Below are 24,907 nucleotides of genomic sequence, written 5' to 3' on the forward strand. Positions count from 1 at the left end.
CTTGCTAAGAGCCAACTATAAATGGAGTAATAAATGGCGTTTGAGCAATGGGCAGCCTTGCCTTGGGTAAAATCTCAAAAAGATAAAATTCAATGGGGCCAGCTAAGCGGAAGTGGTTTAAGTATTGCCATTGCTGAAGGCGTTAAACAACAAGACAACTTAGTCTTGATTGTTACGCCTGATACACCAAGCGCACTGCGCCTTGAAACAGAATTAGAATATTTATTACCCGATAACCCAGTCATGGTATTTCCTGATTGGGAAACTCTGCCATACGATCATTTTTCTCCCCATCAAGATATTATTTCAGCCCGTCTGGCCACTTTAAACACCTTAAAAAAAGAACAACAAAGTGTGTTAATTGTGCCTGTATCTACCTTAATGTTGCGCACAGCCCCGGCCTCGTTTATTTACGGTTCAACAATAAACTTTAAAGTGGGCGACAAACTAGACACTCATAACTTTCGTGACAATTTAGAGCAAGCCGGTTATTTAAATGTTCAACAAGTAATGGAGCACGGCGAATACGCTATACGCGGCTCAATCGTTGACTTATACCCAATGGGTAGCCCACACCCATTTAGACTCGACTTTTTTGATGACGAACTCGATACCATTCGCTTATTTGATGTAGAAACACAGCGCTCTGATGAAAAAGTAGATAAAATTGAGCTACTTCCAGCGCATGAATTTCCTACTAACGACGCTGATATTGAACGTTTTAGAATAAGCTACCGTGAAAAATTTGGCGCAAGCTCGCAGCAAGATTCAGTATACATGCAAGTAAGCAAAGGTAACTGGCCTGCAGGTATTGAATACTACATGCCGTTGTTTTTTGAAAAGCTCGCGACTATTTTTGACTACCTGCCAGATACAACAACCGTTATGCAGCTGGGTGATTTAGAGCATGCGGCAGATAACTTTTGGCACGATGTAAATGTACGCTATGAAAACCGCAGAGTTGACCCACTTCGTCCATTACTTGAACCTAATGCGCTTTATCAGCCTATTGAAGAGCTGTTTTCTAATTTAGGCAATTTTGCACGTATTAGATTATCCCTTGCAAAGCTTGGCACTAAAGCAGGTAATAAAAACTTAAGCGTTAGCGAGCTGCCAGCAATTCGAATAGACCATAAACAGCATGAACCTTATGGCGCGTTTATAAATTATGTAGCAGAGCAAAAAAAGAAAAAAGGCCGCATATTACTCAGTGTTGAATCGGACGGTCGTCGCGAATCATTGCTGAGCATTTTAAAACCAAGCGGTTTAAAATTTAAAGAATTTGAAACACTCGAACAATTTATAAAAAGTGCAAGTGACGTAGGCTTAATAGTAAGTCCGCTCGAGCAAAGTGTCGTACTTGGCACTAAGCCAAGCCTATCTATTATTACCGAGCAAGAACTGCTTGGCATAAAAGTATCTCAGCGCAGACGCCGCAAGCACAAGTACGAAGCCAGCCAAGATGCACTAATCCGTAATTTAGCAGAGCTTAAGGAAGGCCAACCTGTTGTGCATCTCGATCATGGTGTTGGGCGTTACCAAGGTTTGCAAACAATTGATGCTGCAGGTGTAGTTACTGAGTTTGTTACGATTACTTACGCAAGTGAAGCTAAATTGTACGTGCCAGTATCTGCATTGCATATGCTTAGTCGATACTCTGGTGGTGAAGAAGCCAGCGCCCCGCTGCATAAGCTTGGCTCAGATGCATGGGAAAAAGCAAAAAAACGTGCGGCTGAAAAAGTTCGCGATGTCGCCGCTGAATTACTCGACATTTATGCTCAGCGCCAAGCAAAACCTGGTAATAAGTTTATTCTAGACGCCCCTGCATATCGCCAATTTAGCGATAGCTTCCCGTTTGAAGAAACTGACGATCAGCGCAACGCCATAGAAGCCGTATTAGGTGATATGCAATCAAAACAAGCGATGGATCGTTTAGTGTGTGGTGACGTAGGCTTTGGTAAAACAGAAGTGGCCATGCGCGCTGCTTTTGTAGCAGTTAACGATGATAAGCAGGTAGCTATTTTAGTGCCCACCACCTTGCTCGCTCGACAACACTATGAAAACTTTAAAGACCGTTTTGCTGATTTTCCTATTGAAGTTGGTGTACTTTCGCGCTTTAACTCCACTAAAGAGCAAAAAGACACGCTTGAGAAAATGGCCAACGGTAAGCTCGACATAGTTATTGGCACACATAAACTTATTCAACAAGACATTAAATTTAACGATTTAGGCTTGTTAATTGTTGATGAAGAGCATCGCTTTGGTGTTCGCCAAAAAGAGAAAATTAAAGCACTGCGCGCCGATGTAGACATACTCACACTGACTGCAACGCCAATACCTCGTACACTCAACATGGCCATGAGCGGCATGCGCGATTTATCGATAATCGCAACGCCACCGGCTAAACGTTTAGCGGTAAAAACCTTTGTACGCCAACGCGATGTAGAACTAATACGCGAAGCGGTACTGCGAGAAATTAAACGCGGTGGCCAAGTTTACTTTTTACATAACAACGTAGAAACTATTGAGCGTGTTGCACAAGAAATTAGTGAATGGGTACCTGAAGCCAGTGTGACAACAGCCCATGGCCAAATGCGCGAGCAAGAGCTTGAGCAAATAATGACTGACTTTTATCATCAAAAATACAACGTGCTGGTATGTACCACGATTATCGAAACCGGTATTGATGTGCCTACGGCTAATACCATAATTATGGACAGAGCAGATAAACTTGGCCTTGCCCAGTTACACCAATTACGTGGACGAGTTGGTCGAAGCCACCATCAAGCATATGCCTACCTTCTAACAGGTGACCCTAAAGCACTCTCTAAAGATGCGAGCAAACGCTTACAAGCAATCGAATCGTTAGAAGATTTAGGTGCAGGTTTTGCCCTCGCTACACACGATTTAGAAATTCGTGGTGCGGGTGAGTTACTTGGCGATGATCAATCAGGTCAAATGCAAACCATCGGCTTTAGTTTGTATATGGAAATGCTCGAACAAGCAGTAAATGCGCTGCGCGAGGGTAAAGAGCCAACGCTTGAAAACCTACTTCAAAAACAAACCGAAGTAGATTTAAAACTGGCTGCATTATTACCTGATGACTACATACACGATGTAAATGCACGCTTAGGTATGTACAAGCGCGTTGCTAGTTGTGCTAACCTTGATGATATGGATGAACTACAGGTCGAGTTGATAGACCGTTTTGGTTTGCTGCCTGATGCTGCTAAAAACTTATTTAGCCTGCAGCAACTTAAAATGCAAGCCAGTAATTTAGGCATTACAAAAATTGAAGCGAACCCTAAAGGCGGTTACTTTGAGTTTAGCCAAGATACCAAGGTTAACCCTAGCTTCATCATTGGCTTGATACAAAGTTCGCCTAAGGTGTACAAAATGGATGGCGCAAATAAACTGCGCTTTGCAATTAGTGAGGCAAATGCCCGCGAACGCTTAAAAATGGTCACTGCAATGATTGCAGATTTCGAAAAAAGGTTAGCCATTAATGTTGCTAAAAAAATCGCTTGTTGTTTTATGCTGCTTATTTAGCAGCACTGCATTTGCAGAGCGTTGGTTTGAGGTTGAAGTACTCGTTTTTAAACAACTCCCCGCCCCTTACTTACAAGAAGACTTTAGCCTTAAACACAAAGCTATTGAAGATAAGAACACCCTAGACTTACTAACGCCTCTTTATAAAGAGCAAGCAATGCAGGCCTGCATAGATGGCGATGAGCGTTTTCAAAAACGCTCATTTACCGACTCTTTAGTTAACCTAAATCCACAGTCGAATGTGTGTGACGATAGTATTGACTATATACAAAGCTACGATGAGTTCCCTGTGACGCCAATTGCTGAAACGCAAGAAACTATGGAACAAACCTACCTCTTATCACCTGAACAATTGCAGTTTAAAACTCAATATACAGAGCTTGTTCGAAAAGGATTAACACCTATTCTGCATACTGGCTGGCGCTTTGAAGAAGCGAGTAAGTCCCGTGCACCAAGCGTACGCTTAATTGCTGGTAAACATATAAGAAATAACATAAACACCATTCCTAGCTACTCAAACCCCGATTTTGTCAGCTTACTAAACTCCCAACCTAAGCTATTTAACGATCCAGATAAACTAAACGTTAATTGGGAATTAGAGGGTTTATTTAAAATCCATGTACGTCATTATCTCTACATAACAGCCGATTTTGATATCAGTCAAAAGCTAGAAAATGGCGACATAGAATCAGCCCGCTTTTCACAGTTTAGACGTGTGATAAGCAGCGAGATTCATTATTTTGATCATCCTCGTATGGGAATGATTGTACAAATAAGAAAATTTAATCATTAATCGTATTTACCAAATAGGAAATAACAATGAAAAAACTCCTCATTATTGTGGCTACACTTAGCCTTGCAGCTTGTTCAAAAGTAAGCTTAGAGAATTACGAAAAAATAGAAATCGGAATGGATAAAACTGAAGTAGAAACACTATTAGGTAGTGCGGATAACTGTGTAGAAAAAACACTTCATACTAATTGCGTTTGGGGTGATGAGACTAAAAATATAGAAATCACATTAGTATCAGATAAAGTAACTTTATACAGTAAGCACGGTTTAACTAAATAGACGTATACTTATAAAAAAGGAGGGCAGATTTAAGTCTGCCCTCCTTTTTTATACTAATTGCATTAAATTAGTGAGTTATTTAATTCGCTAGAATGATCATGTTTTTAATAAAAGGCGTATTATTTTGTAGAATAAATAAGTTCTATATTGACTATTTTACTGCGATTAAGGGTGATTTTATAACGTTGGTAAAGCTTTTTATCCTCTTCAGTTAACACCAGCACCATGTTTAATTGATAGCGCCTTTCTACTGCCTGCTTAGAAATTTTATTACTGTCTAAATGATATAACTTCCCCTCCCCGCTTTAAGTAACGTGCAAACGGTGCAAGGTTAAAATGTAATGTTTGCTGTAGCGTATCATAACCTGGTAAAAATTCTTTTGCGCTTACACGCGTTTCACTTGCAAAATGCAACCACTGAGCCGCTTGTTTATTTTGCTGACGACGTTTTGAAAAGATAGATTTAACTTCTTTAGGGATTTTTTTAAAACGTGTGTATTCGAGCCAAATAAACTGACTCGCTATTTTATCTTTAGTAATGCTATTTTTAAAACTAAATCGCCATTTAGGTCTACCCTGCACAATAGCCCGCCAGATTACACGTGTTATGTCTTCTTTAAATATTTCTCGTAAGCCATAGATCACCCCTAAAATCAAAATAAGGGTTGCAGTTACTTCTGTAAAACTTGAGCGCGCGTTTAATATTACCACCATCACAAAAGCCATTATAACGGCCGTCACTGTACCTTTAACCAAACGTTTTAGATAGCTATTCAAAAATCGCGTTTGCCGCTGTAATATAACGCCATGCTCAATTAAGCGTTGTAGCAAGCGCATCTTATTCGTTATTCGATTAGCATCTTGCATGGTGGTTTCAGAATTATAATTTTTATCAGCGCGGTACGTATTTTCATTTTTACAAAATTGCAGTAACTCATTACGTTCTTTTGCATAATCGCTGCTACGTGGACCTTCATCTAAAAGCTTTAAAAAGATTGCTCAACATGCCAACTCAAGTAATTATCGGCATTGGTAAAAAATGGCAGTAACTTTTCATCATCAGGCGTATATCGACGCAGCTTTTTTAAAAGTCCTTCACTTTGTTCGTACACTTCATTGGCGCGTTTATAAAAATCATCAGCCTCGCTAATTTTTAACGCATCTTTTATATCGGCGTCGAGTGCTAAACGTACTTGGTAACAGAATAAATTAAGATTTTGCCGGTAATCTTGCTGTTCGCCTTTGTTTTTACTAACAAAACGACTTCGCACCAAGGGCAAATGAATATTATTAGCGTTATACGCTAAGTGCGATTTAAAATGGTTATTAAAGTAGGATTCTTCAGTGAGGGTTTGCGGATTAATCCCCATTTCATTAGGGATAGAAAAATACAGATCTATGCGCTGTTCAGAACGAGGAGTAAGCTCTGGTTCAATGACAAAAGATAAGTTTTCATCTTGTTTTAACAATCAGTTCTCCTTCTAAAATATCGTTTTAGTGTACTTGTCTCCTTTGTTTTGTTCAATAAAAAAGGCTCAGTAAATACTGAGCCTTAATACGATTAATGTGCTAGTTAAAACTTGTAGTTTACACTTGCAAAAACACGTGAACCAATTACATCATAAACTTCTGGAACAGTACCCATATCGTTACCACCTAATACTTTCTCAGGCTCTTTATCGAAAATGTTGTTCATGCCACCAGTAAATCGTAATGCATCATTCAAGTTGTAGCTCATTGAAATATCGTGGTAAATAACGTTGTCAGTACTAAAGTTTTCACCGTAGTAGTCACCATCCATTCCACGAAGGAATCTTGCGTTATAAAGGATATTTAATGAATCAGTTAGATCGTAATTAACTGAAAGGTTAGACTTTATTTTAGAGTAACCACCGATGTTGCCATCAATAGTACCTGTGTAATTAATGTCATCTTCTTCAAACTTAATTAAATAAGTTGTATCAAGGTTTATACGGTAGTTATCTGCAGAGTAGCTAATATTCCAATCAACACCTGACGTTTCTTGAGAACCTACGTTAGTAAGTGCTGAACTTAGGTTAGATAAGTCACCAGATTGTGTAATGTTTACTGATGAACATGATTCTGAGTCACCTGCAAAACAGCTATTCATTTCGTTTTGAACATCTAAGCGAGTAATCGCATTAGTAATATCAAACTTCCAGTAATCTAGAGTTGTTGATAAACCGTCAGCTACTTCCCAAACCATACCAAAAGTGAAAGAGCGACTTTCTTCGGCTTTAAGATCGTTATCACTTGTGTAGTTTACAAGTATTTGAGCATCTTGTTCGTTGCCCCATGGATCAGCTAGGTAATCGTACGAACCTGAGTTACCACCAAACAGTTCTGATACGTTTGGTGCTCTAAAGCCAGTAGCTAATACAGAACGAACCATAAACTCTTCAGTTACATTCCACGTTGCACCAAGTTTCCACGTTGTTTCGCCACCAAAGGTAGAGTAGTTATCGTAGCGAGCAGCACCTTCAAGGGTAACAGTCTCTAATACCGGCATAGATGTTTCAAAGTAGATAGACTGTACTGAGAAATCACCTTCAGTTGGATCTTGTTGTGCAGCTGTGCTCTCACCAAGCTGAGTAATTAGATCTGGTGTGTAGTAACCACTTTCAAAGCGGTTTTCTACACCGATTGCGTAACCAATATCACTTTCTGTTACTGCGCTGTAACCAGCTGAAAGAATAAATTGCTCGTTACCACCTTCGTTTGACTCAGTATAAATTGAATCGTTAGATGTTAATAAGCTACGATCTAAAGAATCACCGCTGAACCAAAGAGCTTGGTTTGCATAAATGCTTTCTTCAACTCGACTTGCATTAATTGAGTTTTGAACTTTATCTTTTGAGTCATTACGACCGTAAGTTGCACTTACATCCCAGCTTGCATCGTTATCTAATAAACCTTGTAATGCAACAGATACACGGTAAGTGTCAGTTTCTTGCTCATAAATACGAGGACCAGCATCAACCATTCTTCTTCTGTACTCTAAAGAGTCAGTAAGATCGCCTGTATCTGCGTCACGGAAGCTATCTGTGTAAGTTGAATCCAAGCTAGAAGTACTTAAATCAATACTTGCTGGTTGTGGTGCAAGTTGTTGATTAGATTCACGACGTGTATACATCAAATCAACATTAAATGTAGTGTCTGAGTCTAGCTCTTTGTCAAAACTAGTAAATAAGCTGTATAGCTCATTAGGTGTTTGAGCATAGCTTGATGTTGTGAAGTCGTATGAAGTAGTTCTATCTGCAAAAACACCATTACCCTGGTAAGTTCTGCCGCCCAGTGTTCCTTCAGGGATAAATGAAGACTCGCCAGGCTCTACAAAACGACGATCCGACTGAATTACTTCACCACGGTTTGAGTATTGAGCACCAACAACTAAGTTGCCATCGGCAATATTCATTCCGTGTAATAAACTAACACCGTAGTTATTGCCATCACCTTTTGTAGTGCGGCTTCCTTCAACGTTTAGCTCTGAACCTTCAAAATCTTTCTTTGTTATGATGTTAACAACACCAGCAATAGCATCAGAGCCATATACTGCAGACGCGCCGTCTTTTAAGATTTCGATAGATTTGATCATTGCTACAGGAATGGTATTTAAATCAACAGAAGAATCTGCGCCGGTACCTGAAGAAACCATACGACGACCATTTAATAATACCAGTGTGCGTTGCGAACCCATACCACGTAAATTAACTGTCGCAGAACCACCTGAACCATTATTACTTGAAGCGCCTAAGCTAATACCTGCAGCGGATGGCTGAGTAGAAAGTATGTCAGCAACCGATGTGAAACCACTTTTTGCAATGAAGTCATCACCGATAACTGTGATTGGGCTTGCTGTTTCCATATCAGTACGGTTAATACGAGAGCCCGTTACCTGAATTTTTTCAATTGATGTAGCTGCTTCGTCAGCCGCTAAAACTTGCACACTTGAGAACATCGGGATTGCTGCAATTACAGCTAAACCAAGAGTTGATTTTTTCATGAAAGAACCCTACTTGTTGGAAATTTACCGTGATTGGTAATGCTCACTTGTTATAAGAATAGTGAGTCAGGTCGGCAACTTAGGCGCTTTTAACTGAACGAAAACTTAACGAGTGGTCAAATTTTAATTTCCGTAAAAATAGAATAACCAGTAAAGGTACACACGTTACAGATTGTTTCATTGTTAATTAATAAATACACATAAACATCAGTGAGTTATATGATTCATGATACATACAAAAAACACCTGAAATCAAAGTGATTCACTTTGTAATCAAATGTAATTAGCGGAAAAATGTCCCTATATTTGATTAATTAACAAGTTAATCACAGCGCATTATTAAAACCGCAAAACAAAATGTTAATTACTAACCATATTTATGCAGAATGAGCGATTAATTAGTCTTATTTAGCTGCTTAGGAGGCGTTTAAGGAGAAATTTTTTATTCAGGAAACATTAAAAATTGAACTTTTTAAAATCACATCAAAAGTAAATATAATTTTAGCCATGGCTTACTTTTAGATATTTATTTTAAAAGCATACATTTACTTTTTAGCTTAAGTAAAAGCCTGTTTCGTACCGTTGCTTTATAGATAGCTGACAATAATTATTAAACACCAAATACTCGCTGTTCAAAATATCTCTTTAAAATGTTTTTTGCTGGCCTAGTAGTTACAAGTGATCAGAACTGGGCTTTGCTTAACCTGAAATCGGATTACTTATTCTTTAGTGTAGGACTGTGGATATAAACTAGGAATGGCTATCAACAAGGTTAGGTCATAAATTGCGTCATCACTTTAATAAGTTCCTACCCAATCAATAAAAACTTAATACGTGCTAATTTATGTAAAAGCTTTAAGGACTGTTGACCTTGCAGAATTAAGTTTGTTCTACGTAATGGAATTTGATCACGGCGCGAGATTTGTAACCATGCAGGCTAAAAAAGCGAGCTACAAAGGGAAATCGCCCCTAGGTCTAATTCATAGGGCGGCACATGTTTGGCATTTATACTGCGTTATCACCGCTTGGTTGAAATTAAAATACTGCACAGGCGTACGCTGCCTAAAAACGGTGCATTCTGCTGAAAATTCAATCTCGAAAGATAAACCGCTTCTGGGTGATCTAATTAATTTAAATATCGTAACTTTATATGTTAGTACGTTACATAAAAATTATAGTTAAGTACTTGTTCTACTGAAGATGTTTGATTAAGTATTGTAAGCTCCAAGCGCCAAAGCATATTCTTTTCAGAGCAAATACCGACCATAGTGTTGCTTTGCCAAAGTTCACCCTTTTTTATGAACTGTTGAGGTATGTACCCCATATACATAGTAACGCCTTTTAATTTTGCGTCTGTAATGTGCAATCCGTTTGGTAGCTCACTAAAAATTGTAAATGGAGTTTCGGGGGAAAGTGTAGAATTGCTTAACCATACTTTAACACCACTTGGGAAAGTACATGGTAAATTGGCATCACATTGCGTTGTTTTTAGAAGCTGGGCTTCATTTTTTTCAGAAAAATCACATGCTATTAATAAAAAAACGCTACAAAAAATATGGGTAATCTATATATAAGCATAACAATCTCGCTGTAAATAAAAGCGAATACTAATAATCGGGTCTATAAATAACAAGTGGGAGTGTTACTATTAGTCGAAATATGGCACAAACTGTATCAAAAAATAAACAACAAGCTCACAAAGTTTGATTGATGTCATAATATTACGTAATTGACCTATCTTTTTTAGGTCAAAAAATTTATCATTTCACCCGCAAAAATTAAGGGTTTCTCGAGTTTGTTTTCTGAAGCATTCATGCTTTGAACGTTTTAGGTAACATGCTTGTGAAGTAATAGTAGGCCCCACTTTTTAAAAGTGGGTAATTCATTTCTAAACGCATTTATTGCAGCGGAAGCCAGAAAATGAGCCAAACAGTAGCATCACAAACTGAGTATAACTATAAAGTTGTACGCCAATTCGCTATTATGACAGTGATTTGGGGCATCGTTGGCATGAGTATTGGGGTTCTGATTGCTGCCCAATTAGCTTGGCCAGCACTTAACTTTGATACACCATGGTTAACATACTCTCGACTACGTCCGTTACACACGAACGCAGTAATTTTCGCATTTGGTACTAGTGCACTTTTTGCGACGTCTTATTACGTCGTACAACGTACTTGTCAAACGCGTCTTTTCTCAGACAAACTCGCCGCCTTTTCATTTTGGGGCTGGCAGCTGGTTATAGTATTAGCAGTAATAACGCTTCCTTTAGGTATTACTAGCTCAAAAGAATATGCAGAACTTGAGTGGCCAATCGATATTTTAATCGCTGTGGTTTGGATTGTTTACGCCATTGTATTCTTTGGTACTTTAATCAAGCGTAAAGTGTCGCACATTTATGTTGCTAACTGGTTCTATGCTGGCTTTATAATTACTGTTGCAGTGCTTCATATTGTAAACAGCATGGCTGTGCCTGTGTCGTTAACTAAATCATACTCAATCTATGCAGGTGCGGTAGATGCGATGGTCCAGTGGTGGTACGGTCATAACGCTGTAGGTTTCCTATTAACTGCTGGTTTCTTAGGTATGATGTATTACTTTGTACCAAAACAAGCAGGTCGCCCAGTTTACTCATACCGCTTATCGGTAGTTCACTTTTGGGCACTAATTTCATTATATATCTGGGCAGGTCCTCACCACCTTCACTACACTGCGCTTCCTGATTGGACGCAAAGTTTAGGTATGGTTATGTCTATTATCCTATTCGTGCCGTCTTGGGGTGGTATGATTAACGGTATTATGACCCTATCAGGCGCGTGGCATAAACTACGCACTGACCCAGTATTACGCTTCTTAGTTGTTTCATTGTCTTTCTACGGTATGTCTACGTTTGAAGGTCCTATGATGGCAATTAAATCTGTAAATGCGTTATCTCACTACACAGATTGGACAATCGGCCACGTACACTCAGGTGCGCTAGGTTGGGTTGCTATGATTTCAATTGGTGCTATTTACCACTTAATTCCTGCGTTATTTGCGCAAGGTCGTATGTATAGCGTTAAATTGGTTAATACCCACTTCTGGTTACACACTGTAGGTGTTGTTTTATACATTGTTGCAATGTGGATCTCTGGTGTAATGCAAGGTCTAATGTGGCGTGCAGTGAATGCTGACGGTACATTAATGTACAGCTTTGTGCAGTCTTTAGAAGCGTCGCATCCTTTCTACATCATGCGTTTTGTAGGCGGTGTATTCATCGTAACAGGTATGTTAGTTATGGCTTATAACGTTTTCCGTACAATTTCAGCTGAGAAAGAATCTCTGAAGTTAGACGCGCAAGCACAATTAGCATAACGGAGTGAGATGATGAGCAATAAAAATTCACAAAATAAACATGAGATAGTAGAAAAAAACGTTGGCCTTATGGCTATTCTGACTGTTTTTGCTATCAGCTTTGGTGCATTAGTTGAAATTACTCCGCTAATGTTCCAAGACGACACAACTAAACCAGTAGAAGGCCTACGCCCTCTTAACGCTTTAGAAATGGAAGGCCGTGATATATATGTACGTGAAGGTTGTTATAACTGTCACTCACAAATGATCCGCCCTTTTCGTGATGAAGTTGAGCGTTACGGTCACTACTCTGTAGCAGGCGAATCAGTATGGGATCACCCTTTCCAATGGGGTTCTAAACGTACTGGTCCTGACCTTGCTCGCGTTGGTAAACGTTACTCGGACGATTGGCATTATGCTCACTTAGTTGACCCACGTGCCGTGGTTCCTGAGTCGAATATGCCAGGTTTTCCTTGGTTAGCAGAGGATAAGGTAGATACAAGCCTGACTCTGAAAAAACTACAAATTTTCCGTGATACTTTTGCTATTAACCCAGAAAACCCTAAACACCCGGGCCTAGGTTATGGCAGCGACGAAGAACTTAAAGCTGATGTTGAAAAAGTTAACGCTATGAATAACGGCGAAGGCGCAACAGAGATGCAAGCTCTAATCGCGTATTTACAGCAACTTGGTACCCACTTGAAGTAAATTATTATGGATTACGGAACATACAGAGGCATTTTGACTCTGGTAATTTTAGTATTGTTTATTGTGATTGTTGTATGGGCATACAGCAAGCGTAGCAAAAATCGTTTTGATAGCGCTGCTAATGCCATTTTCGAAGATGAAAAAAACATAACAACACACTCTCTAACGAGGAAAAGGAGTCTGAAAAATGACTAGCTTTTGGAGTATTTGGGTTATTGTATTAACCCTTGCATGCTTATGCATCATCTTTGGCTTATTAGTTTGGAACTTAAAAAACTATGCTGGCGTAAAAGAAGGTGAAAGCTGTGGACATGAATTTGACGGCATTGAAGAGCTAAATAATCCACTACCAAAATGGTGGACTTACATGTTTTTCGCAACTTTTATTTGGTCAGTATATTACCTTGCAGCTTACCCAGGTTTAGGTAACTGGGAAGGGTTAGGTAAATGGACTAGTTCTAATCAAGGTATTACGTCTTTAGCTGAGTCTAAAAAAGCAGTTGCAGAGGCCAAAGCTGAAGGTCGTTTTGTTAAACTCGATAAAGAGTACGAAGCCGCAGAAGAACGCTTTGGTCCTATTTTTAACCGACTTGCACAAGTGCCGGTTTTAGATTTAGTTAATTCTAAGTTTGAAGGTGACGCAGCGCAGCAAGTTGCTCTAAAAAATGGCGACAAACATGAGCAAACAGATGGCCAATTAGCCATCGAAATTGGTCAGCGTTTATTCTCACAAAACTGTGCGCAATGTCACGGCTCTGATGCGCGTGGTGGAACTGGCTTCCCTAACCTAACTGATAAAGATTGGTTATATGGCGGTACACCAGACAAAATTAGAGAAACTCTGCTTAATGGTCGTATTGCAGCGATGCCTGCTTGGGGCCCAGCTCTTGGCGAGCAAGGCGTTAAAGAAATGACAGCACATGTGCTGAGCCTTTCTGGCCGTACTGTTAACCAAAAAGATGCAGCAGCAGGTGCCGCTAAGTTTGCAATGTGCGCCGCATGTCACGGTGCTGATGGTAAAGGGTCGGTTGCACATAACCTACCATTTGGCGCACCTAACCTGACTGATAACATTTGGTTATACGGTGGCTCTCAACGCGCTGTTGAAGAAACGCTTAACCACGGCCGTGCTGGTGTAATGCCTGCTTGGAAAGACATTTTAGGTGAAGATAAGATTCACTTATTAACAGCCTACGTTTACAGTTTATCGCAAGATAAATAAGCACGCGGTTAATAAAATGTTTATAAATTAATTTATTTAATTCAATAGATTAATCCAGATCAAAAAAGCCTCCACTGTGAGGCTTTTTTTAGTCTTTTACGTATAATTCCTATAAAATAACGCTTCCTAAACTAATTTTAGAGACACTATGCAACCTACTCCGTGGTATAAAAATTTTTGGCCTTGGTTTTTAATCTTTTTTCCGTTAGTTGCCATTATTGGCTGTATTAGCTTGTTTATTACGGCGATAGGTAACGGCCCAGATATGGTTGTTGACGACTACTACAAAAAAGGGAAAGCAATAAACTTAGAATTAACCAAGTTTGAAAAAGCAAAAGCACTTTATTTACACGGCGAATTAAATGTTACTAATGAACGTGTAAGCTTTAAATTTACAAAAGGCGATAGCAGCAATGTGCATGTATTAAAGCTCTCGTTTTACCATCGCACCATTAAAGCGCATGACTTTGAAGCCACACTTACGCCTAATGCCAATCAAGAGTTTACTGCATTACTTGATGAGTACACAGCGGGTGCATATTCTGTATTTATTGAGCCAATTGATGGTAGTTGGAAACTAAAAGAGAACATTGTTCTACCGACGGCTGAAACCGTTTTAGTTAATCCTAACTATAAGTAGTCATTACTATGTCTAACTTTTGCTTTCATTGCCTTGAAAGTGTGCCAACCGGATTTAGCGCAAGCGTTATCATTGACGATAAAGCCCAGCCGATGTGTTGCATTGGCTGCCAAGCTGTTGCGCAAAATATTGTTGATCAAGGTATGACCGACTACTATAAATACCGAACAGTTCGCGCTGGAAAAGTCGAACAGCTAGTACCTGAGCAACTCGCATTTATAAAAAGTTATGACAACGAAGACATTCAAAACGAATTTATAGCCACTAACGATAATATCTCTGAGGTATTGTTGAGCGTTGAAGGTATAACCTGCGCAGCGTGTGCATGGCTTATCGAAAAACAACTCTTAAGCTTAAATACTGTAAAACGGGTTGATGTAAATACATCTACCAACCGCGCGATGATCCAATGGGATAAAACCAGCACCCCATTAAGTGAAGTTATTACTTCCTTAGCTAAAATTGGTTATAAAGCCTACCCGTTTCAATCAGATATTGAAGCACAACAAAAACAGCAAACCGCCAAAGCCTATATTCGCCGTTTAGGTGTTGCAGGCTTAATGACCATGCAAGTTATGATGTTTGCATTTGCCATGTACTTTGGCATGTTCTCCGGTATGGACAGCAATTTTGAGCAGTATTTTAGATGGATCAGCTTAGTACTAGCCTCTCCGGTTATTTTATACAGTGCACTCCCCTTTTTAACCAATGCTATAAATGGACTAAAAGCAAAACAGCTCAATATGGATTTACCCGTATCACTGGCTATTTTTGGTGCGTTTAGTGCAAGTTGTTACGCCACATTTATGCAAGTCGGCGAAGTGTATTTTGAATCTGTGTGCATGTTTACCTTTTTACTTTTATTAGGTAAGTACCTTGAATTTAGAGCGCGTTTAAAAGCGAGCGAATTTACTGCCAACTTACAAAAATTATTGCCATTAACAGCCCGCACCATTAACGACAGTGGTGAAGAACTTATAATTGCAGCCAAAAAACTAAAACTTAATGACGTAGTACTCATTAAAGCGGGTGAAACAATCCCTGCCGACGGCGAACTTATTAAAGGTAAAACTACGGTTGATGAATCAATGATGACGGGAGAACACCAGCCTGTCACTAAATTTATTGGTCACAATGTCTATGCCGGTTGCGTTAACCACGACGGCGTTATTGAAATAAAAATTAATAAAATTGGTCAAAATACGCTTTTAAACCAAATTATACGCCTGCAACATAACGCTTTAACCAAGCGCCCTAAACTGGTTGAAATTACAGATAAAGTTGCGCAATGGTTTATTGCGTCTTTACTTATATTTGCTTCACTTACAGCTATTGGCTGGTACCAAATTGACCCCGAACACGCATTTTGGATCACCATTTCGGTTTTAGTTGCTACCTGCCCATGTGCCCTGAGTTTAGCGATACCAACCGCACTTACATGCGCGGTTGCAACACTTACTCGTAAAGGCGTGTTGATAAAACAAGCGCATGTGCTCGAAACACTCTCACAAATTACGTTATTTGCGTTTGATAAAACAGGCACGCTCACCCAAGGTAAATTTAGCCTTGATGAAGTGGATATAATCGATAAGCAATACACAAAAGCGCAAGTGCTAGATATGGCAGCTATGTTAGAGCGTTATTCTGAACACCCTATCGCCAGTGCTTTTGATGAAATTACCCCTGCTCACCACAACCTTGATAACGTTGAAGTACACCCAGGTCTGGGAATTAGCGCACAAGATGCAAACAATCATTACGCAATTGGTAAAAGTGGTTGGTTTGATAGCAAAAAATCAAATGCACAAGCAAGCTTGTATATTAATAAGCAAGTTGTTGCACGTTTTTACTTTATTGATAAAGTGAAAAACGATGCTCAAAAGCTTATAGACTCACTTCAATCGCAAAATTTAACGTGTCATATGTTAACTGGTGACGCATCAGATGCTGGGCAAAAAGTAGCTAAACAACTCAACCTTGAAAGTGTGCAATCTGGATGTTCGCCACAAGATAAACAAACAGCCGTTGAACAATGGGCGTCACAAAACGAAGTAGTTGCAATGGTCGGCGATGGCGTAAACGACAGTCCTGTATTTGCCAGTGCACACTTATCCATTGCAATGGAAACAGGTGCTGACATATCAAAAAATAGCGCCGATGTAGTGCTTCTTAATAGCGATTTAGCTTCAATCGATCATTTACTCAATGTGGCAAAACAAACCCGGCGTATTATTAAGCAAAACCTTGCACTGTCTTTATTGTATAATGCGTCCATATTACCATTGGCGGCATTAGGCTTAGTTGCTCCGTGGATGGCTGTTATTGGCATGTCTGCCAGCTCCATTATTGTGATTAGTAATTCACTAAGGCTATTAAAGTTATGAGCATAATTTACATTTTGATCCCCATTGCCATTTTGTTTGTCATTATTGCTATTGGCGTGTTTTTTTGGGCCGTAAAAAGTGAGCAGTTTTCTGATTTAAACAAACAAGGTCATAGTATTTTGTTTGAAGACGACAAAGAGCAACACAACAAAAGTAATGATTGATCCTCTTTATACCAGTGCATTTTTAATGGGGCTAATAGGTAGCGGCCATTGCATTGCTATGTGCGGCGGTATTGCAAGCTCATTACAACTGGCAAGCGATAAACGTAAAACATTTACCTATTCATTTGCTTATAATATTGGACGCGCACTTAGCTACATGGCAGCAGGCGCGCTTGTTGCTGGTATTAGCAGTCAATTTGCTAGGCAAAATACGTCTTTTTCTTTAGCCCTTTCATTCATTGCAGCTATTTTTATGCTCCTAGTCGGCGTATATATAATGCGCTTGGGCCCTACGCTGCAGTGGTTAGAGAAAATAGGTAAAACCTTGGTATGGCAACACATTGTTAAGCTAAATAAATATTTAATGCCTATTAACTCTCCTTTTAAAGCCCTAGGTTACGGTGCATTGTGGGGCTGGCTGCCTTGTGGACTTGTATACTCAGCGCTTACATGGGCGATGACTAGTCCAAGTGCTTTAGATGGCGCTTTAGTGATGATTTGTTTTGCTTTAGGTACTTTTCCGGCAATGATCACTCTAGGTATCACCGCACAAAAGCTAAATAGTATTATTAACCATCCATGGACTCGCATTGTATTAGGCAGTGTTATAATTTGGTATGGTATCTACTTATTGATTATTGCAACCGACAAGCTGGTACACTAATCTAGACAACGTCGTGCATAAAAATTAAAAACGGATTAAAATATGGATTTCTCTCAAAGTCGCGCTAAAAGCAATTGTGCTATTAGCTGTAATAACTGCAGTATCAGTCAATTGTGTTTGCCATTTTCACTCAATGGCCAAGAAATGGATAAGCTTGACGAAATTATTGAGCGAAAAAAACCACTCCATAAAGGCGACTACTTATTTGAATCAGGTGCCCCTTTACAAGCTATTTATGCAGTACGTTCAGGTTCATTTAAATCTTATACACTATCAGAACAAGGCGATGAGCAAATAACCGGATTTCATTTAGCGGGCGATTTGGTGGGCTTTGACGCGATAAGCAAAATGGCGCATCAGAGCTTTTCGCAAGCACTCGAAACGTCAATGGTATGCGAAATTCCATTTGATACACTTGATGAACTTGCTGGTAAATTACCAAAACTTCGTCAACAAATTATGCGTTTAATGAGCAGTGAGATTACATACGATCAAGAAATGCTGTTATTACTTAATAAAAAATCAGCAGAAGAACGCTTAGCTAGTTTTATTTATAACCTGTCAGAGCGTTTTGGTGAGCGTGGTTTTTCGCGTAAAGAATTTAGATTTACCATGACTCGTGGTGAAATAGGTAACTACTTAGGCCTTACCGTAGAAACTATTAGCCGCTTATTAAGCCGTTTTCAAAAAGCTGACTTAATTAAAGTAGAAGGTAAATTTATTACTATTTTAGATAACAATGCATTAGCTAAAGCCGCAGCAATTGTTAAATCTTGCTAAATAAAATAGTTTGATTTAGAACAACAATTTATGTGCTACCCCTTTAACTGTTTTGTATTTACGTTACACTAAAAATACACCCGTTAAGTAAATGGAGTAGCACATGGACACTATTAAACGCATTATTGCAGTTATTGACCCTACCAAAGACGATCAACACGGTTTAGCACGTTCAATAGATTTAGCTAAGAAATCTGGCGCAAGTATTACCGCCTTTATGACGGTTTATGACTTCTCTTATGAAATGACCACAATGCTCTCTGGCGATGAACGAGAAGCTATGCGCGACGCTGTTGTTAAAGACCGCGAACTATGGCTAAGTGATTTGGTTTCTCCCTACAAAGATATAAGTATTGAAACTCAAGTTGTATGGCATAACCGCCCTTATGAAGCTATTATTGATGCCGTAATTGATGAAAAGTACGATTTAGTAATTAAAGGCACACATCAACATGGCGCACTTAAATCTGTTATTTTCACCCCTACAGATTGGCACTTAGTACGTAAATGCCCAGCTCCGGTATTGTTTGTAAAAGAAATGGCATGGCCAGCAAACGGAAATATTTTAGCTGCTGTAAATGCAGTTAGTGAAAACGAAGAACATGTAGCACTTAATAAACGAGTTATCAAAGATGCACAATTTTTATGTGGACTCGCCAATGCAACACTCAATTTAGTTAATGCCTACCCTGCAACCCCCGTTAATATCGCTATCGAAATCCCTGAGTTTAACCCTGGACTTTATAACGAATCAGTTAAAAAACATCACCACGAATCAACCAATGAACTTGCCGCTGAATTTAATTTAAGCCAAGAACAATGTTTTATTGAAGAAGGCTTACCAGAGGATGTAATTCCTGATGTGGCTAAGCGATTAAATAGTGAATTGGTTGTTATTGGTACTGTAGGTCGTACAGGTTTAAGTGCAGCACTTGTAGGTAATACTGCAGAGCATGTAATTGATAGCCTTGACTGCGATGTATTGGCACTTAAACCCGATGGTTACGTAAGCCCGTTGGCAAAAAAGCTAGATTAACCAAAAAATATTTTAGCAAATAACAGCACGTACCTTACTTGCTAAAAATACCGCGTTTAATTACATCCTAAACTCGCATATTCAGGTGGTTTGGGTATAATACGCCCCTTTATTTTTAGCAAATAACTTTGCTGCATTGTTTTACTAGGGGGCGTAATTGTCACACTCAGATCAAGCTAAAGCTCAATTTAACTTAAATAAGCTGCAAAAGCGTTTACGTCGCCAAACTGGTCAAGCCGTTATGGACTTCAATATGATTGAAGAAGGTGACCGTATAATGGTGTGTTTATCAGGTGGCAAAGACAGCTATACAATGCTTGAAATGCTGCAGCATTTAAAACGTGTTGCACCAATAAAGTTTGATCTAGTTGTTGTAAACCTTGATCAAAAACAACCAGATTTTCCTGAGCATGTATTGCCCCAATACCTTGATAAATTAAATGTTGAATACAAAATTGTAGAAGAAGATACTTACAGTATTGTTACTGATATTATTCCTGAAGGGAAAACAACCTGTTCACTTTGCTCTCGTTTACGTCGTGGTATTTTATACCGCACAGCAAAAGAGCTAGGTGCTACAAAAATTGCGCTTGGCCATCATCGCGACGACATGATTGAAACCTTGTTTTTAAATATGTTTTACGGCGGTAAACTAAAGAGTATGCCCGCTAAATTAATGAGTGATAACGGTGAGCACATGGTTATTCGCCCGCTTGCATATTGCAGAGAAACCGATATAGCCCAATATGCATTTGCACAAGGTTACCCTATTATTCCTTGTAATTTATGTGGCTCGCAAGAAAACTTACAACGTAAACATACAAAAGCGATGCTCGCTAAATGGGATGCTGAGCACCCAGGACGTATAGAAAGCATTTTTACTGCAATGCAAAATATAGTTCCTTCGCATTTGGCCGATGCTGATCTATTTGATTTTAAAAATTTACAAACCGGTGAAGTAATTAATGGTGGTGATATCGCCCTTGATAAACCCGACATTCCTAAAGTGCCTGTTACAAATGAACTTGATGAACAAGAAGCGCCAAGTGTAGTTACTATAACTATAAACCTAAGCTAACTAATTTAAGGGTTTGTATTTATATACAAACCCTTATAATTTACCAATTTAGTATTACGCTCTATTTTCAACTCTCAGCTAAGCCTTGTAAAAACTCCAAGCTCAGCTTTTCTTGTGCATTAGCCTGATAGGGTAATTGCTGCAAGCTATCGTACGAAAAATCGTTAATATCAAATTGACTTATTTCACTATTCCCAAAGCTGTTTCGCTCACCTGGGCTTGGTGACATTCTCTCAACAACAAAGTCACTTAAGCGCATTTCTGTAATACCTTGTGGTAATACAGACCAGTGAGCTTTTAGATTAAGTGTTTGACTCCCCTGCGTTAACCTCTTCTTTGATACTAAATGAGCTAGTGGTGTATCACCATTATATAAATTAGCTCTCACCCGATATAAACCGCTTTTTATGACGGTTAGATTTGCTGGTATAAGCATATTTTCATTTTGTGCATAGGCTGTATTAAAGCCAATTAAGGTTGCACTTGGTGGCATATATTGAATTTGCGCAACTACGGGTACTTTTTTACCTGCCACATCAGCCTCTACAAACAATTGTAAACTACGAGGATAATCTTCTTTAGCTTTAAACGTTATACTCGCCTCTCCTTCGTGTGCACTGCCAGTATGAGTATTTAATACCTCTTTTGTGTCTGTATTTGCCAGCTCAACCACCACTTTACCGAGCCCTTGCGCGCTTACGTTTAACCTTATTTCTTCTGGGTATACAAAACGATACTGCTCAAGGCTTAACGTAAGCGCAGAGCCAGTTTCGTCAATTGGGCTCGATACCGGATAAAACTGGTTTGGCTTTAGACGATCCTCATCTAATGTGCTCAACGGTTGAGAATAAGGAGGAAATTTAAGTGCACTTTCGTATTGCATAACTATTTGTTCAGCTGCTTTTGTTAAATCTTCATTAAAAGCAATTTGTTGTTTAGATGGTGTTTTTTTTACTTTAGGTACATCAATGGCTATTACTTTTACAGGATCTGTATTTGGGGCACTAAGAGACTTTGATATTGGTTTTTTTCTGTCTCATCCAGTTTTTTTGAGTCATTATTATTTGTAAACCACAGCACAAATAAAGCAACGCTAATGATTAAAGTGATCAGATAAAATTTTTTCATAGGCTATATTCATATCCTGCATAAAGCGTGCAGTTAGTAACTGCACGCTTTTATATTATGGAATCACATTATAAATAAGCGCCGATGCACTTAAATTATTAGAATCCTTTATGTACCGGTATTGTTTTTTCCAAAACCAAGTACCTGTTGATTCATCAAACGTATTAAAACCTACGTTTTGGCCATCAACATTCACATTATTCATCGCAATAGTTACATTACCTTTGCGTTGTGCATTATGAATTTCATTGTGGCTATAGCTATCACTCATCATCATAGGATAATGGTTTGGCATAAAGCTTGTTACTGCATCGCCTTGTGAATCTAACTGTCCATCTGTATCGATACTGCGGCTACAGCTTCCAAACGATCCTACAGAACTTGCCCCACATGATGAGTGTGATGCTACAACGGAGTCATCGTTACCTCTTAAAAAACCACCCGTTAGGCCTAAGTATGCATTACCATCAGCAACAAAACGTAAGCGTGGTGTGCGTGCGTCAGGAAATGGTGAAATTTTACGTGCATTATTTACTTTTAAATCGTGTAATACACCAATTGCTTGCGTTACATCGCTGCCTAACCACCATTTGAGTGCAGCATCTATCGCAAAGTTCCATGAAGCACCGGTTAATGCACTCACTGCAATATCAGCGAGCTCACTTCCACCGCCAGCCCCTGCCAAATCAAACGTAGCAACAATATTAAGCGGTTGTAGCCCCGCGTTTTCTAACCAGTTTTCTTGATTATCAATAATATGGCGTGCAACTAAGTCACCTGTAGAATGAGTTACAAGCACACAGCCATCGTTACACAAATTAGAACGCGAAATTTGTTTCAACTTAGGCCAAACCCAATCAGTGGCTATTTTACCCTCTACACGCTCGTATGAAGGCCAATCAATGCGTTCGTCAGCGCGATTATTCCAGTACGATTGCCAATATGTTTCACCATCATTGACAACATCACTGCCTGATTTATTTGTTATTTGCGACACTTGTAAGCCATGAATTAATATAATTTTGTAATCTTTACTCGCAGCGGAAAAACTCATTAACATAGCGAGTCCCGCACCAAGTAAATGGCTTGGTTTTATTAGTTTGTGTGTGCGTTTGTTGTTGTTCATACAATTCCTTAATGTGGTGTGTTTTATATTTACTATTTAACCTCAACTCTAACTAATAGATTTACTAACATATTGAACCACAATGATAGTCAAATTTGTTTTTCTCTAAGCCAGCGATTTTCAGTGAAAACAAGGCTAATTCACTCGTCAGTAGTGGATCTGTTGCAATCGCAGTTGGCGCTGAAGTAGCAGTTTGAGATAGATTTACTATCTAAAGCTCAGGTTATTTATATTTAAGGTATTCATGTTCAATGTACTTGAGCTTGTCAGCTCAGGCATTCAACAGTATTAGGAACAAACCACTAAAATGCAACATTTTATTATCATTTGTGTTGGAAAATAATTTATTTCACATTTATTAATGGGTTAACAAAACGATAATTGTTAAATTTGAAATTATTGGACTGATTTAAAAGATTACACTGAGGAGTATTAAAATTAAACTAATTCGGTTAGCTTCGTGTTTATGAATGCAAATGTGGCTAAGTTTTTCTAAAGCATTTAAACCTTTAATGTTTAAGTGCTTTAGGAAGACCAGCTTTAAAATGAGGAGACAATTAGGCTAACCATTAGCTTTAAGTTCATTAGTAAATTGCCCTATAGCATTCACAACTTCTTGCGCACCTTGTTGAATTTCCTGCATCACATCACCTGACTCTTTAGATAATGCTAAACCTTGCTCTGCTTTCTCTTTACCTTTCTCGATTACAGCCACCGTATTTTGTGTCTGTGATTGATTACGCTGCACAACTTCAACAATTTCTTCTGTTGCTTTTGAGGTACGCGATGCAAGCAACCTTACTTCGTCTGCAACAACAGCAAAACCTCGACCTTGCTCTCCAGCCCTAGCTGCTTCAATTGCGGCATTCAACGCTAATAAATTTGTTTGTTCGGCAATACTGCTGATACTTTGTACAATGCTCGCAATTTGTTGTGACTGCTGATCGAGCGCTGATATTTCACTAGCAGCTTGCTCCATGTTAACGGCCAACTCAGTCATAACAGCGACTGTATCTTGTATAACAAGCGCACCTTGCTCTGCTTTTTTATCGGTTTGGGTTGAGGTGCCATGAGCAATTTCGGCCGCTTGTGATATTGCTATTTCTTGATTTACTTGCTCTGTAATAACTGTCGCGAATTTCATTACTTTATAAAGTTCATTTGCATCATTTGAGATTGGATTGTATGACGCTTCTAACCATACAATATTGCCATGTTTATCTACGCGCTTAAAACGTTCCGCAATAAATTTTCCTTCCCGCAACTTAGTCCAAAATTGCAAGTACTCTTGAGAGTTTGCTTCTGATCCCTCACAAAATGTACGGTGGTGCTTGCCTATAATTTCACTTTCTTTATAGCCCATAGCTACCAAAAATTGATCATTAGCTTTTAAAACATGTCCTTCTAAATCAAATTCGATTACAGCCATAGAGCGATATATTGCTTTAATAGTGTCGCTTTGCTCGCGAGAAGCTGTAATTGTTTTTGTAAGTACACTCCCGAATATAGAAAAATAGAGCAGCTGGTCTTGCTCACCTTTTACTGGGTGTACTATTAAACGTAACCATTCAGCTTTACCATCACCGCGCGCAATTTGTAATGCACCTCCCCAATGTCCTTCTTTTTTTATAGCTTGCTGTAGGCTTTTAAATTCTGAAGATTGACGAGACGACTCAGTAATAAAATCATCAAAAGAGTTATTAGTAAGATCGTCTTCGTTGTAGCCTAAGTTTTCTAAAAACCTATCATTAGCGTGCGAAATTCTACCATCATAAAGAATGTTTAGTACTAACATCTCTCGGTAAAGCCCTTCCCACACTTGTTGTAACGGATAGAGTTCTGCTTTTAAAGAGGCTATTTCATTTTGCTTATTTTTAGAAAAAAACATTAATATCCTTACTAGGGCGTGTTGACCTTTGTGGATTGAAATTTGTTCAATCTAGGGGCGATTAAATCACGGCGCGAGGTTTGTAACCTAGTGGGCTAAGTAAAAACCGAGC

General features: G+C 39.0%; 17 protein-coding genes and 3 pseudogenes. 14 read left to right on the forward strand and 6 right to left on the reverse strand.

Annotated features, from left to right (window positions below; all coding sequences use genetic code 11):
• Positions 1–33: 33 nt before the first annotated feature.
• Genes mfd through P4S65_RS15300 form a run of 3 tightly spaced genes read left to right on the forward strand, consistent with a single transcriptional unit; the run spans position 34 to position 4,620 of the window.
• The gene (gene mfd / locus P4S65_RS15290; protein ID WP_337120527.1) at positions 34–3,549 is read left to right on the forward strand and encodes a transcription-repair coupling factor; all 3,516 of its coding nucleotides are present in this window, start codon (positions 34–36) and stop codon (positions 3,547–3,549) included.
• The gene (locus P4S65_RS15295) at positions 3,506–4,342 is read left to right on the forward strand and encodes a peptidoglycan binding protein CsiV (protein ID WP_337120528.1); all 837 of its coding nucleotides are present in this window, start codon (positions 3,506–3,508) and stop codon (positions 4,340–4,342) included. Before mfd ends, P4S65_RS15295 begins: the two co-directional genes overlap by 44 nt.
• A gap of 26 nt (positions 4,343–4,368) precedes the next feature.
• Positions 4,369–4,620, forward strand: coding sequence for a hypothetical protein (locus P4S65_RS15300; protein WP_007375295.1), 252 nt, complete (start codon positions 4,369–4,371; stop codon positions 4,618–4,620).
• 119 nt (positions 4,621–4,739) lie between these two features.
• On the opposite strand, the pseudogene P4S65_RS15305 reads toward P4S65_RS15300, so the two are convergent.
• From P4S65_RS15305 to P4S65_RS15315, 3 genes and pseudogenes are all read right to left on the reverse strand, one after another.
• Positions 4,740–6,089, reverse strand: a pseudogene (locus tag P4S65_RS15305) (hypothetical protein).
• A 104-nt stretch (positions 6,090–6,193) separates the two neighbouring features.
• On the reverse strand, positions 6,194–8,644 hold the full coding sequence (locus tag P4S65_RS15310; RefSeq protein ID WP_337120529.1) for a TonB-dependent receptor: 2,451 nt from the start codon (positions 8,642–8,644) through the stop codon (positions 6,194–6,196).
• Positions 8,645–9,797: 1,153 nt separating this feature from the next.
• Positions 9,798–9,968 (reverse strand): hypothetical protein, encoded by a 171-nt coding sequence (locus tag P4S65_RS15315; RefSeq protein WP_337120530.1) that lies wholly within the window; start codon positions 9,966–9,968, stop codon positions 9,798–9,800.
• A 596-nt stretch (positions 9,969–10,564) separates the two neighbouring features.
• On the opposite strand from P4S65_RS15315, the gene ccoN reads away from it, so the two are divergent.
• The 11 genes and pseudogenes from ccoN to ttcA all read left to right on the forward strand — a co-directional run bounded on the left by ccoN (position 10,565) and on the right by ttcA (position 20,653).
• Entirely contained in the window at positions 10,565–11,998 is a 1,434-nt protein-coding gene (gene ccoN, locus P4S65_RS15320; protein ID WP_002961515.1) for a cytochrome-c oxidase, cbb3-type subunit I, read from the forward strand.
• A gap of 12 nt (positions 11,999–12,010) precedes the next feature.
• Positions 12,011–12,685, forward strand: coding sequence for a cytochrome-c oxidase, cbb3-type subunit II (gene ccoO / locus P4S65_RS15325; RefSeq protein ID WP_033016430.1), 675 nt, complete (start codon positions 12,011–12,013; stop codon positions 12,683–12,685).
• Positions 12,686–12,691: 6 nt separating this feature from the next.
• Positions 12,692–12,876, forward strand: a pseudogene (locus P4S65_RS15330) (cbb3-type cytochrome oxidase subunit 3).
• The gene (gene ccoP / locus P4S65_RS15335; protein ID WP_007375299.1) at positions 12,873–13,907 is read left to right on the forward strand and encodes a cytochrome-c oxidase, cbb3-type subunit III; all 1,035 of its coding nucleotides are present in this window, start codon (positions 12,873–12,875) and stop codon (positions 13,905–13,907) included. The pseudogene P4S65_RS15330 and the gene ccoP overlap by 4 nt, the downstream one beginning before the upstream one ends.
• A 148-nt stretch (positions 13,908–14,055) precedes the next feature.
• Positions 14,056–14,547 carry a FixH family protein gene (locus P4S65_RS15340; RefSeq protein WP_096793345.1) on the forward strand — a complete coding sequence of 164 codons (492 nt, stop codon included), beginning with the start codon at positions 14,056–14,058 and terminating at the stop codon, positions 14,545–14,547.
• Positions 14,548–14,555: 8 nt separating this feature from the next.
• A complete protein-coding gene (locus P4S65_RS15345) occupies positions 14,556–16,931 on the forward strand; it encodes a heavy metal translocating P-type ATPase (protein WP_337120531.1) in 2,376 nt (791 codons plus the stop codon).
• On the forward strand, positions 16,928–17,095 hold the full coding sequence (gene ccoS, locus P4S65_RS15350) for a cbb3-type cytochrome oxidase assembly protein CcoS (protein WP_002963071.1): 168 nt from the start codon (positions 16,928–16,930) through the stop codon (positions 17,093–17,095). Before P4S65_RS15345 ends, ccoS begins: the two co-directional genes overlap by 4 nt.
• Positions 17,088–17,759, forward strand: a complete 672-nt coding sequence (locus P4S65_RS15355) for a sulfite exporter TauE/SafE family protein (RefSeq protein WP_337120532.1) — start codon at positions 17,088–17,090, stop codon at positions 17,757–17,759. The genes ccoS and P4S65_RS15355 overlap by 8 nt, the downstream gene beginning before the upstream one ends.
• A 42-nt stretch (positions 17,760–17,801) precedes the next feature.
• Entirely contained in the window at positions 17,802–18,539 is a 738-nt protein-coding gene (locus P4S65_RS15360) for an FNR family transcription factor (RefSeq protein ID WP_007375303.1), read from the forward strand.
• 103 nt (positions 18,540–18,642) lie between these two features.
• Positions 18,643–19,575: a universal stress protein UspE gene (gene uspE / locus P4S65_RS15365; RefSeq protein ID WP_007375304.1), complete on the forward strand. Its 933-nt coding sequence runs from the start codon at positions 18,643–18,645 to the stop codon at positions 19,573–19,575.
• A gap of 157 nt (positions 19,576–19,732) precedes the next feature.
• Positions 19,733–20,653, forward strand: coding sequence for a tRNA 2-thiocytidine(32) synthetase TtcA (gene ttcA, locus P4S65_RS15370; protein WP_337120533.1), 921 nt, complete (start codon positions 19,733–19,735; stop codon positions 20,651–20,653).
• A 67-nt stretch (positions 20,654–20,720) separates the two neighbouring features.
• Here the strand turns inward: ttcA and P4S65_RS15375 are convergent.
• The 3 genes and pseudogenes from P4S65_RS15375 to P4S65_RS15385 all read right to left on the reverse strand — a co-directional run bounded on the left by P4S65_RS15375 (position 20,721) and on the right by P4S65_RS15385 (position 24,795).
• Positions 20,721–21,781: pseudogene (locus P4S65_RS15375) on the reverse strand (hypothetical protein).
• Between the two features lie 55 nt (positions 21,782–21,836).
• Positions 21,837–22,907, reverse strand: coding sequence for a hypothetical protein (locus P4S65_RS15380; protein WP_007375307.1), 1,071 nt, complete (start codon positions 22,905–22,907; stop codon positions 21,837–21,839).
• A 562-nt stretch (positions 22,908–23,469) separates the two neighbouring features.
• Entirely contained in the window at positions 23,470–24,795 is a 1,326-nt protein-coding gene (locus P4S65_RS15385; RefSeq protein WP_033038416.1) for a methyl-accepting chemotaxis protein, read from the reverse strand.
• Positions 24,796–24,907: the final 112 nt, after the last annotated feature.

Source organism: Pseudoalteromonas sp. B131b (assembly GCF_037162545.1).
GTDB classification, from domain to species: domain Bacteria; phylum Pseudomonadota; class Gammaproteobacteria; order Enterobacterales; family Alteromonadaceae; genus Pseudoalteromonas; species Pseudoalteromonas fuliginea.